This window comes from Rummeliibacillus suwonensis (genome assembly GCF_007896435.1).
GTDB lineage: Bacteria > Bacillota > Bacilli > Bacillales_A > Planococcaceae > Rummeliibacillus > Rummeliibacillus suwonensis.
In genome coordinates this window covers 255,538-268,217 of record NZ_VCBL01000002.1, presented here as the reverse complement: position 1 = coordinate 268,217, position 12,680 = coordinate 255,538, and the positions used below count along the sequence as shown (strand labels likewise).

The following is a 12,680-nucleotide window of genomic DNA, read 5'->3' as shown; positions in this document are numbered from 1 at the left end:
ATTTGTTGGAAGAAGGGAAATAATTTAAAACTGAGATGTCCCTATATGTAATAGGACAGAAATAAGCTGAATACCATTATCTATTTTCAACTAGAGGTTTAAAAATCCATGACGTAAAAATATAGAAAGAAGTGTTCATTCATATGCAATTTGTTTTTGACTTAGATGGTACGATTTGTTTTGAAGGAAAGCCTGTTACTGAACCTATATTATATAGTATGGAGCATTTAACAGAGAAAGGGCATGAAGTCATTTTTGCTTCTGCTCGCCCAATACGCGATATGTTACCGGTTTTACATAAAAGATTTCATGGCTATAAAATGGTAGGAGGTAATGGTTCCCTAATATGTATGAATGGAAATGTAAAGCAAAACGCGGAGTTTGATGATAGGACTTTAAAACAGATAAAAGTACTAATAGAAGAATATCATGCTACTTATTTAATCGATGGAGATTGGGATTATTCTTACACAGGCCCAGTAGATCATCCCATTTTAAATAATTTAGATACCCAAAAACTTGCAGTCAATAGATCATTAGAAAGATTAGAACACATCGTCAAAATAGCAGTTTTAACATCGTTTAATATGGAGAGTTTAAAGAAAAAGCTTGAGAACTTAGATGTCATTATACATACTCATCATCAAGAGGGTATGTTAGATATTAGCCCTTGTGGAATTCATAAATGGAGCGCTCTTCAAAAGCTAGGTGTTCAAAAAGGAAAATATATTGCTTTTGGTAATGATGTCAATGATATAACGATGTTTGAGAATGCTCAACACAGTGTGATGATTGGTCAACATCCCATATTGTCTCATTATGCGGATGAAAGTATTGAGAAAGACTCGATAGTAGAAGAAAAAATAATTGAAAAACTAGCAGAGCTAGATAAACGTTTTGCCTATTAAAAAAGCCCAGCTCTTCTTATTTGTATAAAAGAAGAGTTGGACTTTTTCTTCGTCTATTTTACTTCTAAGAATTTAACTAATTTTTCTTTATCCATAATGTTACCAACAAAGAATTCACCAAAGTCAGCGTAGCGTGCTGAAACTTCATCGAAGCGCATTTCGTAGATTAGTTTTTTAAATTCAAGAACGTCATGTGCAAATAGTGTAACGCCCCATTCATGGTCATCAAATCCGATTGAACCAGAAATAATTTGTTTTACTTTTCCTGCATAACTACGTCCGATCAAACCATGAGAACGCATTAATTCACGACGTGCATCCATTTCTAGCATATACCAGTTAGCGCCTTTTTGACGGCGTTTATCCATTGGATAGAAGCAAATATGTTCCCAACGTGGTAATTCGGGATATAGGCGTGCTCGAACATGTGGATTTTGATATGGATCTTCTACAGGTCCATCACCGTTTTGTTTGCTTGCTAAGTAGTTAGAAAGTTCAACTACAGATACATATGAATATGTTGGAATTGTAAAATCAGCAATCGCTAGTTTATTGAATTCGTTTTCAAGATCTTGCAGTTCTTCCATTGTTTCACGCATTGTTATTAACAAGAAGTCGGCTTTTTGCCCTAAGATTGAGTAGAAAGCATGGCTACCCGTTTTTGCAATATCTGCTTCGTTGATTTTTTCTAGATAGTTGATAAATTCATCAACAGCTGCTTGGCGTTCTTCCTCAGAAACTAATTTCCATGAAGCCCAGTCAATTGAGCGAAAATCATGTAATGCGTACCAACCGTCTAGTGTTTTTGCTGCTTCGATCATAATTATGGACACTCCTTCTTATTGAGAATCATTCACGCTTATTTTAACATAAAAGCTTGATAGGAGTACGTAGAACGCTTGAGTTTCACGAATTTGACATGAGATGTTTGGACAAATCATGTATGCTTAATATAAAGTGAAACTCCATCAGTGGGGGTTGTCTTCATTCCCCACTGGAATAGAGGAATGAAAGTGAAAAATGCGATGTCCTATGGCAACATCTGAGGGGCCAACATCCTGCCCGCCCGAACCAATCGGACTTTTACGGGCAGTGGTTCCCCCATCTATCTTTTTCGTTTCTCTCTAAATCTTGAGATGGGGTCTTACTGCCCGTTAAAGCGGGATCAATATAAAATAATTTCAGGAGATTGAACGATGAAGAATTATTTACAACAATCCGTATGGCGTTTTTGGGATCAATCTATCAGCGGTATAGGGCATTCGCCATTAGAATCATTTGCCGCCGATGACACGCTTTGCCATCTCGTAGGACAAGGACAATCACCAGCTACTATTCGGACATGGGTCCATGATCAATCCGTTGTGCTTGGTATACAGGATCATCGACTACCACATATTCAAGAAGGAATGGCATTATTAAAAAAAAGAGGATTTGAGCCAATTATACGCAACTCTGGTGGACTAGCGGTTGTGTTAGATCCGGGTGTATTGAATATATCACTTGTTTTATCTGAGCGGGAGGAAAAAATTGATATTAACACAGGCTATGAGATTATGGTCACATTGATTAAGCGATTATTTCCACAGGTTGCGGATAAAATCGAAGCTTATGAGATTGTAGGATCTTATTGTCCCGGTTCATATGATTTAAGTATTGCTGGCAAGAAATTTGCAGGGATTTCACAACGTCGCTTACGCCAAGGGATTGCCATACAAATTTATCTATGCATAGAAGGCAGTGGAGTGGAAAGAGCCATGCTTGTACGAGATTTCTATGAGGTTAGCTTGCAAGGAGAGAAAACAAAGTTTCAATATCCTATTATAAAACCAGAAGTAATGGCTTCTTTAAACGAATTATTAGATGAATCGCTAACTGTGCAACAAACCGTTCTCACATTACACCAATTATTAATCTCTTTAAGCGATGAGATGAAAATAGGTACATTGCAGACAGACGAAATGGAACTGTATACTTTCTACTTAAAGAGAGTGCTTGAAAGAAATCAATCGATGCTATCTAAGAATTAGAGCCTGAAATTGATGCAAATAAAAAATAAAACAAAAGAAGACTGCAAACAAATTTTGGAGTTTGTTTACAGTCTATTTTTGTATTTATCCCGCGTTAATGGGCAGGAAGTTTCACTTTATTCCTCTATACCTACGGATGCATCTTCTTTTTTGACAAGATTTCCGTTTCGCTCCATTGTAAAGACAGGAGCAATATGCTCATCTTCTGTGCCAAGCGTCATTAAACGTCTTGCACGGTTCATCACTTGCATAAATTGATCATAATCTTTTTTCATATTACGATGTTCTTTTTCTAAACGAAGTACTTCTTTTTCCATTTTCGCTGCCTTGTCATTTGCAATATTTGCTAAATGCCGCCATCTTGATATTTCCTCATCATGGAAGTTACTTTGTTGTAAACGCATTAAATAGGCAATTACAAGGTCAATAGACATTGCAGAAAGAGGAATCGTGCGTGTGACTTCATTATGCTTTTCGTTTGGTAGCAGATAAAGCCCTGCTGTTCTTCTACGAGCAGAAGCACCATAAATTCGCATTCTTTCCTTTCTCTCTTTTTTAGCAGAAGCTAGTTCCTTCTCATAGTTTTTGCGTACTACCGCATTCCATCGGAAACCACAAGCAGCAGCGGTACGGTTCAGCGCATCACCTGCTTCTTCAAAGGCGGTAAGCTGAGTACTTCCTTCTTTCACATGGCGTAAAACAGCTTCTGCCAATAATTCATCATTCTCTGGTAACCAAGCATCTTGTCTTGTTTTCATTGTTTTCAAACCTCCTATTTCATTCATAGGATTAGCCTAGACAGTTTTTATATTTTTTATTCATAAACTTGTAATAGCTTTATCAGATAAAATATCTTGAACGAAAGATAGGAAATACGATACACTAATAGATAGACTTAAAACTGAGATATAGAAAGGGTTGTAGACAAAATGGCAAACGAATTCCGTGTTTGCGATGAATGTCAGGCCGTTAATTTAAAAACATTAATTCCTAAACTGAAAGCAATCGATCCTGATGCTACGATAGATATTAAATGCCAATCATACTGCGGTCCTGGACTTCGCAAAACATTTACAATCGTCAACAATCGTCCATGCGCGGCGCATACGGAAGAGGAATTAATACCAAAAATTATCGCCAAATTGAAATCACAAAAAAGATTACCAGAAAGTTATCAAGAAAACGAATGAAAATAAAAACGTATCATTATTTTTTTCATAACACGACTTTTTCCACCTTTCAATAAGGTGGTTTTTTCGTTTATAATGTTGAAATATATAGATTACGGAACTTTAAAATAGAAAGAGTGGAAGTGCTTGAATTGAGTTATGCGACTAAAAAGCTAGACGAAGAGAAAGTATTCAAAGATCCGGTTCATCGCTATATACATGTGCGCGATCAAGTGATATGGGATTTAATAGGTACAAGAGAGTTTCAACGTTTACGTCGTATTAAACAGCTCGGTACGACTTATTTGGTATTTCACGGAGCAGAACATAGTCGCTTTAGTCACTCTTTGGGAGTCTATGAAATTGTCAGGCGAATGGTCGATGATGTGTTCAAAGGTAGAAAAGAATGGGATGAAAGCGAACGCCTAGTAGTGCTTTGCGCGGCGTTATTGCATGATTTAGGTCATGGACCATTTTCCCACGCATTTGAACATGTTTTTGATTTAGATCATGAGGAGTACACTAGAGCGATCATTAAAGGTGATACAGAGGTAAATCAAGTATTGAGTCGTGTCGCACCTGATTTTCCACAAAAAGTGTCAGATGTCATCGCTAAAACGTATGTCAATAAACAAGTTGTTAGTATGATTTCAAGCCAAATTGATGCAGATCGTATGGATTATCTACAAAGAGATGCCTATTTCACAGGTGTTAGTTATGGACATTTTGATATGGAGAGAATCCTTCGTGTGATGCGTCCACAGGAAGACCGAATTGTGATCAAATCAAGTGGTATGCACGCGGTTGAAGATTATATTATGAGCCGCTATCAAATGTACTGGCAAGTTTATTTTCATCCAGTTGCTAGAAGTGCTGAGGTCATTTTAAATAAAATCCTTCATCGTGCAAAAGAGCTAAGTAAAGAAAATTATCAATTTATCCACGAACCTACACATTTTCAAGCGTTTTTTAATAACAATATTGAATTGGAAGATTATATATCATTAGATGAAAGTATTTTACTAACATATTTTCAAATGTGGATAAAAGAAAAAGATCCAATATTGAGCGATTTAAGTCGCCGTTTTATCAATAGAAGATTATTCAAATATATTGAATTTGATCCAGCAAATGAATATGAAAAATTAAGAGATTTAGAAGATTTATTTATCCAAGCGGGGATCAATCCCAAATATTATTTAGTACATGATTCTACATCGGATTTGCCTTATGATTTCTATCGTCCTGGCGAAGAAGAGGAAAGAGTGCCCATTCAATTATTAATGCCGAATGGGGAAATTAAAGAGTTATCACGTTGTTCTGAAATCGTTGATGCAATATCAGGTAAACGTCGATCTGATCACAAATTATATTTTCCAGAAGATGCATTGTTGAAAAATGGAAAGCAAAAAACATTAAGAAAACAAATATTAAATGTATTGAGAGGTTAAATCTTCTCGAAAGGAGAAAAACGTGCTAGAAGAACATGCGAAAGTCGTACAATTTGTGTCATTGGCGGGACAAGTTACTGGCCGAAAAAAATTGCAAAAAATGGTTTATATCGCTAAAAAAATGCAATTTCCATTCCACGAAAAATATCATTTTCATATTTACGGTCCCTATTCAGAAGAACTTACATTACGTGTTGAGGAATTATGCACGATGGGTTTTTTAACAGAGCAAATGGAGGACAAGGGTTCATATGTTCAATATTGTTATGAAGCAACCGAAAAAGGAGCGGATTTTTCCGAAGCTTTGTGTGAGGAACCACAAAATTTAAAAGAGGTTGTCTATATTTTAAACAACAAGAGTGCAAGATTTTTAGAACTTGTTTCAACACTCCTATATTTTGATGAATTGCCCAAGACAGAGCAAATAGAAAAAATTCATGTTGTCAAAGGAAAATTGAATTTTACCGAGCAAGAGATGGAAGATGCTTTTGAGCTGATCGATATGCTCAATCAATATAAAGTGAACTAAATAGTCATTAAAAATGGTATGCGAAAAAGTTCATAAGTTCGCATACCATTTTCATTTTATTGAAGGTTATTTTCGAAAGCCTGTTATTTACCCCGCGTTAACGGGCAGTAGGACCCTCATCTCAAGGTATAGAGAGAAACGAGAAAGATAGGTGGGGGATCAACTGCCTGTAAAAGCCCGATTGGTTTGGTCCAACAAGATGTTGGTCCCTCAGGTGTTGCCACAGGACGTGGCGACTTTAACCTGAGTTCCTCTACATCAGTGGGGGATGAAGAAAACCCCCACTGATGGAAGCTTCACTTTATTGTTCGCTCTTTCGCACGCCACCAACTGCATAATGCTCTTTCTTCATTTCTTCAATAATAATAGTGACATTTTCTTTTGGTGCATTGACCGTTTCAGAAATCGCTTCGGTCACCTTTTCAACAAGATTGTGTTTTTGTTCATCAGTACGTCCTTCGATCAGTTTAATCGTAACTACAGGCATTGTAAGCCCTCCTCGTGTAAAATATAGTGTATATTCGTTATAATAACAGAACGGAGGGATTTAGCGTATGGCAAATGAAGAAAAACCTAAAAAAATGGAATTTACGATTCTAAAAAATAATCCAACTGATGGTCATAAAGGATTTGGCATCGGATCCATATCACTTGAGAACGTATCACCGGTTATTATCGATATACAAGAAAAAACGGCTGAGGTGGATATTGGCGCTATGCATGCTCGGAGTGCGGTAGAAAGAGGTATCAAATTTACAACAGACCGTACTGATTCAGAAGGTGGCAAACCTTATTGGCTAGTATGGGTGACCATTGAGCAAAAACCAGAAGGTGCATATTATGCTGGTGTAACAGCATGCGAAATGGTCGTCAATCGTGAAAAAAGACGTGGCTATAAAATATTAGCAGATCATGTCAACAAAATGGATAAATCGATGAAACGCCATATAATTGTTGAACATATGGATGACTCTTCCAAACATGTTTTAGGAGAGTTTTTAAAGAACTTTAATGAGGATATGTGGAAAAGTAGTGATGTTCAATTACGTACAGATTTGGGATTTTAACCACCTAATTATTGAATAATCTGTGACATTTTCTAAGCGTTTTCAAATACATAGTTGAAACCGTCATAGAAAGGAAGTAAACTGAAATAAAGCTTACAAAGGTAGGCTAGGACAAAAACTTATTGATGATGATGGGTGTCATGTGGCATTTTGTAAGGATCAAGCTTAATGCCACATGATTCTCATATTCAGTAAGTAGTAAAGCTTTCATTCTAAAGGATAACGGACTCCGATAGAATGGAAGTTTTTTTAGTTAGAAGATCATTTTGGTTGATAAGGAAAATATATACTCCATCATGGCTCGCAACTCACTCGCAGTAAGGGTGCAACCAATTGATCCATCATATGATTAATAAGAAAAAACGCTTTTCTAAAAGGATTCAATATTCCTCAAAGAAAAGCGTTTTACTTTTGAATCATATTATTCAAAGAATGAAAAAGGAAAAAGGCTCCATGAATCATTCGTATCTCTTGTTAAATCTTTTACGATCGATGGATCTGTACATTTTTTCTTCGGTATATCCTTTTTCTTTAGATAAACAACCCGTTGTCTGCTACAGCTTTTGGTTGCAATGCCACCTGTTTCTACATCAATGATAGCCGCTTCTACACCATCTGGCGCTATAAAAGGTTCACTTGGCAAATCTTTATGGGCATTTTCCATGAAGTCGATCCATATTTGCTTGGTTGCACGGCTATCAGCAGTATCTGTCATTTGTTTTCCTTGGTCATAACCATTCCAAACGCCCGCTGTCAGCGAAGGAGTGAATCCAATCATCATTTGATCTGTTAATGTCGTTCCTGATTTTGCAGCATATGGACGTGTTTGCTTATTGCGAATGCTAACACCAGTTGCTGGTGCATAGTCATTAAATACGGGATCAAACATACCTGTCATTAATTGCGTCAGGATAAAATTATCATCTTTTTTCAACACTCTTTTAGATTCTCTATGTTTTTTCACTTTGTAAAGTACTTTACCATTAGAATCTTTAATGGAGAGAACGGTGATCGGTGTTCTCTTTACACCGCCTGCTGCGATAGTATTATAGGCGGAAGTAATATCCTTTAAAGAAACTTCGGTGGTGCCTAAAGCAACAGATGGCGTGTTTTGTAAAGATCCACCTAAACCAAAGCGATCTAGCATTTGTCTAAATTTACGATAGCCTACTTCTTCAAAAGTTTTCACTGCATAAATGTTATCTGAAATGGCAAGTGCTTGTGCCAAAGAAAGTGGGTGGTTCGCAAATTTACCATTAACGTTTTTCGGCTCGTATTCAGAGCGCCCACCATCATAAGTGAAAATGGTTTGTTCGGCATCCATGAATGTTAAAGGAGAAAAATTATCCTCTAAAGCAGTGGCATACAGCAATGGTTTAATGGCTGAACCCGGTTGTCTCTTTGCTTGTGTTACACGGTTAAATGGACTTTTCGTATATTGGCTGCCTCCAACCAATGCTGTAATGTAGCCTGTTTTGGGATCCATACTCACGAATCCCACCTGTAGACCTGAGTTTGGCAAATTCTTTTTAATCGCTTCTTCAGCTGCTATTTGATGTGTAGGATTTAAAGTTGTTTGGATCGTCCAACCGCCTTCTTCGATACTTCGGCCGTTCTTCTCCAATATTTTTTGCGCTTCTGCCCAAACAGTATCGATAAAATAGGGAGCGTTTATTTTTCCACTGTCCCATTCATCATATTTGAACGCAAGCTTTTCTTGCTGAGCTCGCTCTTTAGCGTCTTTTGTGATCATATTTTGTTGCTCCATTAATGATAGAATCAGCTGTTGTCTTTGGTGGTTCTTTTCTTCATTTGCCAGCGGCGAATAAATACTTGGCCCTTTTGGTATAGCTATTAAAGCCGCCGCTTCTGGAAGTGTTAAATCTTTGGCTGATTTTGCAAAAAAGTATCTGCTTGCAGCTTCCACACCATACATGCCATGTCCAAAATACACTGTATTCAAATAACCCTCTAATATTTGATCTTTATCATAAAAAGTTTCTAAACGATAGGCATATAGCGCTTCATTTATTTTTCTGACCCATGTTTTATCATAGGTAAGATATAAATTTCGAGCATACTGTTGAGTAATCGTACTTGCTCCTTCAACTTTTTTCATCGCTTTTATATCTTTAAAGAGAGCCCCGGCAATACGTGTATAGTCAAAACCATGGTGGCTATAAAAATTTTGATCTTCCGTTGCAATAAGTGCTTTTGTTACAAAGGGAGAGATTTCATCAAGATCGACCCAGTACCGTCGTTGCTGGGAGAATTTATCTCCTATTTGCTTTCCGTCTGCGTCTAAGAAAACCGTTGCTTTAGGGACGGTTAAAGAAGGAGCTCCTGTAATTTGAGCATATATTCGGAGTGACAGCAGAGCAGATGCAAGTGCTGAGCCACACACGATAACCCAAATAACGATTTTCCGTAGTCGTAGCTTTTTTTTTCGCTGCCGTTGATATTCAGCTCTATTCATCCCAATCGCTTCCTTTCTTCATCGTTGAATCTAGTATGTGATGTCTTTAGATAAACTAAACGAAGGAAAAACACTAATTTTGTCGAATAAAACATTTTCACAAATTTAATGTTTGAAGGGAATATATTCGTGTTTTTTGTATGAATTTGGAGTTATGAAATTGATTCGAATAAGAACAGGTGAGTTGTGCATTGATAAAAGCTGGGGAAGTGTGAAAGACTCCATATTTTTCATGCCGTTTTATAAATTGCAGCGGAGGCTTGCTAGAGTCCTCGAAAATGCATGCGCATGTCCTTTGTGCGGTGCCCACTCAGTGAAGCTCATTCAATGTCCCGCGAAAAAAGCTAGCAAGCCGTAGTGGAATTTAGTGAATTGTCTATAAGAAGCTGTCACGGATTTTGAAGCGGAGCTTTTTGAACAAGCTCGAAAAAAATTGAGATGCAGTTATACTGAGGCGTAATTGATAAATCTATGTATTTTAGTCTGCTTTATCATACTGATCTATTGTTAAAAGAAAATAATAAACCATCATTTGAATGTTGCATCTTGAAAACAAGTAGATTCCTATCCTATAATAAAAAGGTTACATCAAAAAGAAAACGGAGGCGTCATAAAATGTCAGATGTACTGACAGCACCCGTAAAAATAAAAATTATAACAACGATTACGCAACAAGATACAGAACCAGAGAAATTTGAACTTTGGTCTGAGGGCACAATTATGCAAAAAAAAGATCAAATCTATTTACGATACGAAGAAGTACAAGAAGATCAACATAGAAATACAACTTTACGATTTGGCCAAAAAGATGCGGTTATCATTCGAAATGGTGACATTAAAATGCGAATGCCATTTGTACTTGGACAAGCAAGAAAAGGTCATTATAATAGTAATTATGGTCAAATACCCATTGTAACATTGACAAAAGAGATGAAATTTGAACCGTCTGAATCTATTCAAAACGGTCGATTTTATGTGCAATATGAATTATTAGTAGGCGAACAATCTGTCGGAGATTATTGTCTAGAACTGAACTATACGGAGGGAAATTAATGAACGCAGTAGAACAAGTTCAACAAGCCATTAAAGAAGCGCTTGTTGCAGCGATTCAAAAAGCAAATCTTGTAGAAGATGCAAATGCATTGAACATTCATCTAGAAGCACCAAGAAACAAAGCGAACGGTGACTATGCAACGAATATTGCTATGCAATTAACAAAATTAGCAAAAAAACCACCACGTGCTATTGCAGAAGCCATCTTGGAAAACCTTGAAACCGAGGGCACAAATATTGAAAAAATCGATATTGCAGGACCAGGCTTTATGAATATTACTTTACGAAAGGACTACTTGGCCGAAGTTGTTGCGACTGTTCTCGATCAAGATGTTAATTATGGTCGTACCGATGCGGGGCATAACGAAAAAATTCAAGTCGAATTTGTATCCGCAAACCCGACTGGAGATTTACATCTAGGACATGCTCGTGGTGCTTCTGTTGGGGACTCTTTATGTAATGTGTTAGATTTTGCAGGGTATGATGTATCACGTGAATACTATATTAATGATGCTGGTAATCAAATCACAAAATTGGCCAAATCATTAGAAGCACGTTATCGTGAAGCACTAGGTTTAGAATCGGACATGCCTGAAGATGGCTATCACGGAAAAGATATCATTGTTATTGCGAAAGAATTATCTGCAGAATATGGTAAAGATGTATTAGAAAAACCTGAAGAGGAACGTTTTGAATTTTTCCGTGAACACGGTTTAAAACATGAATTTGGCAAACTCCAAAAAGATTTAAAAGACTTCCGTGTCGATTTTGATGTCTGGTTCTCTGAAACATCCTTATACAAAGAAGGAAAAGTTCAAACAGCACTTCAAAAATTAAAAAACAACGGTCATGTATTTGAACAAGATGGTGCTACTTGGTTCCGTTCTACTACGTTTGGTGATGACAAAGACCGCGTATTGATTAAATCAGACGGTTCCTATACTTATCTAACACCAGATATCGCCTATCATGAAGACAAATTACGTCGTGGCTTTGATAAACTTATCAACATTTGGGGTGCCGATCATCATGGTTATATCCCACGTATGAAGGCTGCTATCGAAGCACTTGGCTATGATCGTGATGTATTAGAAGTGGAAGTAATCCAAATGGTTAATCTTCTACGCAATGGTGAAAAAGTCAAAATGTCAAAACGAACGGGGAATGCAGTTACTCTTCGTGAACTAGTTGAAGAAGTAGGCTTAGATGCTGTACGCTACAATTTCGCAATGCGTGCAGGTGATACGCATTTAGATTTCGATTTAGATTTAGCTGTGAAGCAATCAAACGAAAATCCAGTGTACTATGCTCAATATGCTCATGCGCGAATTTGTTCGATCTTACGTCAAGCATCAGAAAAAGGTTTTGCGGCTTCAATTGATCATCTTGATACATTGTCATCAGAAAAAGATATTGAAGTATTGAAAAAAGTGGGGGATTTCCCACAAATTGTAGCAGATGCAGCACGTGTACGCGCACCGCATCGTATTGCAAACTACATCCAAGAACTAGCAGCAACATTCCACAGTTTCTATAATGCAGAGAAAGTTTTAGATGACGACAACAAAGAACGTTCTGAAGCACGCCTGGCCCTAATTACAGCAGTGCGCATCACATTAGCAAATGCTCTAAAACTGATTGGTGTATCAGCACCGGAAAAAATGTAGTATTTAGTGCATTGATTGCATCAGAACAAAATGTTCTTCTGTTTTTTGTTTGAGAAGCTAAAATGCATAGTAGTTAAGCAATTTTTCTGCTCAACCATTATTAATAGAAAATGGTCAACGAAATCGCTGTTTCGTTGGCTTTTTTCTTTTGACTAAATTTTATTCCGCTTTAAAGGGTAGTAAGATCCCGATCTCAAGATTTAGAGAGAAACGAGAAAGATAGATGGGGTCTCAACTGCTCGTAAAAGTCCGATTGGTTCGGGCCAACAAGATGTTGGTCACTCAGGTGTTGCCACTGGACGTGACGCTTTTAGACTCCGTTCCTTAATC

The 12,680-nt window shown here is 37.1% G+C and carries 12 protein-coding genes; 8 read left to right on the top strand and 4 right to left on the bottom strand.

The window, feature by feature from the left end; genetic code table 11:
* The first annotated feature begins 143 nt into the window (after positions 1–143).
* Positions 144–908 (top strand): HAD-IIB family hydrolase, encoded by a 765-nt coding sequence (locus FEU33_RS14590; protein ID WP_146550214.1) that lies wholly within the window; start codon positions 144–146, stop codon positions 906–908.
* Between the two features lie 53 nt (positions 909–961).
* On the opposite strand, the gene hemQ is transcribed toward FEU33_RS14590, so the two are convergent.
* The gene (gene hemQ / locus FEU33_RS14585) at positions 962–1,729 is read right to left on the bottom strand and encodes a hydrogen peroxide-dependent heme synthase (protein ID WP_146550213.1); all 768 of its coding nucleotides are present in this window, start codon (positions 1,727–1,729) and stop codon (positions 962–964) included.
* A 375-nt stretch (positions 1,730–2,104) separates the two neighbouring features.
* Here hemQ and lipL point away from each other — a divergent pair, with 375 nt between their 5' ends.
* A complete protein-coding gene (gene lipL / locus FEU33_RS14580) occupies positions 2,105–2,938 on the top strand; it encodes an octanoyl-[GcvH]:protein N-octanoyltransferase (RefSeq protein ID WP_146550212.1) in 834 nt (277 codons plus the stop codon).
* Positions 2,939–3,054: 116 nt separating this feature from the next.
* Here the strand turns inward: lipL and FEU33_RS14575 are convergent, their stop codons facing one another.
* A complete protein-coding gene (locus tag FEU33_RS14575) occupies positions 3,055–3,696 on the bottom strand; it encodes an RsfA family transcriptional regulator (protein ID WP_146550211.1) in 642 nt (213 codons plus the stop codon).
* 171 nt (positions 3,697–3,867) lie between these two features.
* On the opposite strand from FEU33_RS14575, the gene FEU33_RS14570 reads away from it, so the two are divergent.
* The 3 genes from FEU33_RS14570 (at position 3,868) to FEU33_RS14560 (ending at position 6,087) form a co-directional block, all read left to right on the top strand.
* Positions 3,868–4,128: a YuzB family protein gene (locus tag FEU33_RS14570; RefSeq protein WP_146550210.1), complete on the top strand. Its 261-nt coding sequence runs from the start codon at positions 3,868–3,870 to the stop codon at positions 4,126–4,128.
* A 131-nt stretch (positions 4,129–4,259) separates the two neighbouring features.
* Positions 4,260–5,558, top strand: coding sequence for an HD domain-containing protein (locus tag FEU33_RS14565; protein WP_146550209.1), 1,299 nt, complete (start codon positions 4,260–4,262; stop codon positions 5,556–5,558).
* Between the two features lie 22 nt (positions 5,559–5,580).
* Positions 5,581–6,087: a YwgA family protein gene (locus FEU33_RS14560; protein ID WP_146550208.1), complete on the top strand. Its 507-nt coding sequence runs from the start codon at positions 5,581–5,583 to the stop codon at positions 6,085–6,087.
* A gap of 301 nt (positions 6,088–6,388) precedes the next feature.
* Here the strand turns inward: FEU33_RS14560 and FEU33_RS14555 are convergent, their stop codons facing one another.
* Entirely contained in the window at positions 6,389–6,574 is a 186-nt protein-coding gene (locus FEU33_RS14555) for a 2-hydroxymuconate tautomerase (protein WP_146550207.1), read from the bottom strand.
* Between the two features lie 67 nt (positions 6,575–6,641).
* On the opposite strand from FEU33_RS14555, the gene FEU33_RS14550 reads away from it, so the two are divergent.
* A complete protein-coding gene (locus FEU33_RS14550) occupies positions 6,642–7,154 on the top strand; it encodes a YwhD family protein (protein ID WP_146550206.1) in 513 nt (170 codons plus the stop codon).
* A 421-nt stretch (positions 7,155–7,575) separates the two neighbouring features.
* Here the strand turns inward: FEU33_RS14550 and FEU33_RS14545 are convergent, their stop codons facing one another.
* Positions 7,576–9,630, bottom strand: a complete 2,055-nt coding sequence (locus tag FEU33_RS14545) for a transglycosylase domain-containing protein (RefSeq protein ID WP_146550205.1) — start codon at positions 9,628–9,630, stop codon at positions 7,576–7,578.
* Positions 9,631–10,245: 615 nt separating this feature from the next.
* On the opposite strand from FEU33_RS14545, the gene FEU33_RS14540 reads away from it, so the two are divergent.
* Both FEU33_RS14540 and argS read left to right on the top strand, forming a co-directional pair.
* Positions 10,246–10,683 carry a YwiB family protein gene (locus FEU33_RS14540; protein ID WP_186731438.1) on the top strand — a complete coding sequence of 146 codons (438 nt, stop codon included), beginning with the start codon at positions 10,246–10,248 and terminating at the stop codon, positions 10,681–10,683.
* Positions 10,683–12,350: an arginine--tRNA ligase gene (gene argS, locus FEU33_RS14535; protein WP_146550203.1), complete on the top strand. Its 1,668-nt coding sequence runs from the start codon at positions 10,683–10,685 to the stop codon at positions 12,348–12,350. The genes FEU33_RS14540 and argS overlap by 1 nt, the downstream gene beginning before the upstream one ends.
* Positions 12,351–12,680 lie beyond the last annotated feature (330 nt).

What these genes read in the sequence shown, in the direction of transcription:
- FEU33_RS14575 (WP_146550211.1), bottom strand. Translation starts at nt 3,696, where the DNA reads ATGAAAACAAGACAAGATGCTTGGTTACCAGAGAATGATGAATTATTG.
- FEU33_RS14545 (WP_146550205.1), bottom strand. Translation starts at nt 9,630, where the DNA reads ATGAATAGAGCTGAATATCAACGGCAGCGAAAAAAAAAGCTACGACTA.
- lipL (WP_146550212.1), top strand. Translation starts at nt 2,105, where the DNA reads ATGAAGAATTATTTACAACAATCCGTATGGCGTTTTTGGGATCAATCT.
- FEU33_RS14570 (WP_146550210.1), top strand. Translation starts at nt 3,868, where the DNA reads ATGGCAAACGAATTCCGTGTTTGCGATGAATGTCAGGCCGTTAATTTA.
- FEU33_RS14555 (WP_146550207.1), bottom strand. Translation starts at nt 6,574, where the DNA reads ATGCCTGTAGTTACGATTAAACTGATCGAAGGACGTACTGATGAACAA.
- FEU33_RS14550 (WP_146550206.1), top strand. Translation starts at nt 6,642, where the DNA reads ATGGCAAATGAAGAAAAACCTAAAAAAATGGAATTTACGATTCTAAAA.
- FEU33_RS14540 (WP_186731438.1), top strand. Translation starts at nt 10,246, where the DNA reads ATGTCAGATGTACTGACAGCACCCGTAAAAATAAAAATTATAACAACG.
- argS (WP_146550203.1), top strand. Translation starts at nt 10,683, where the DNA reads ATGAACGCAGTAGAACAAGTTCAACAAGCCATTAAAGAAGCGCTTGTT.
- hemQ (WP_146550213.1), bottom strand. Translation starts at nt 1,729, where the DNA reads ATGATCGAAGCAGCAAAAACACTAGACGGTTGGTACGCATTACATGAT.
- FEU33_RS14590 (WP_146550214.1), top strand. Translation starts at nt 144, where the DNA reads ATGCAATTTGTTTTTGACTTAGATGGTACGATTTGTTTTGAAGGAAAG.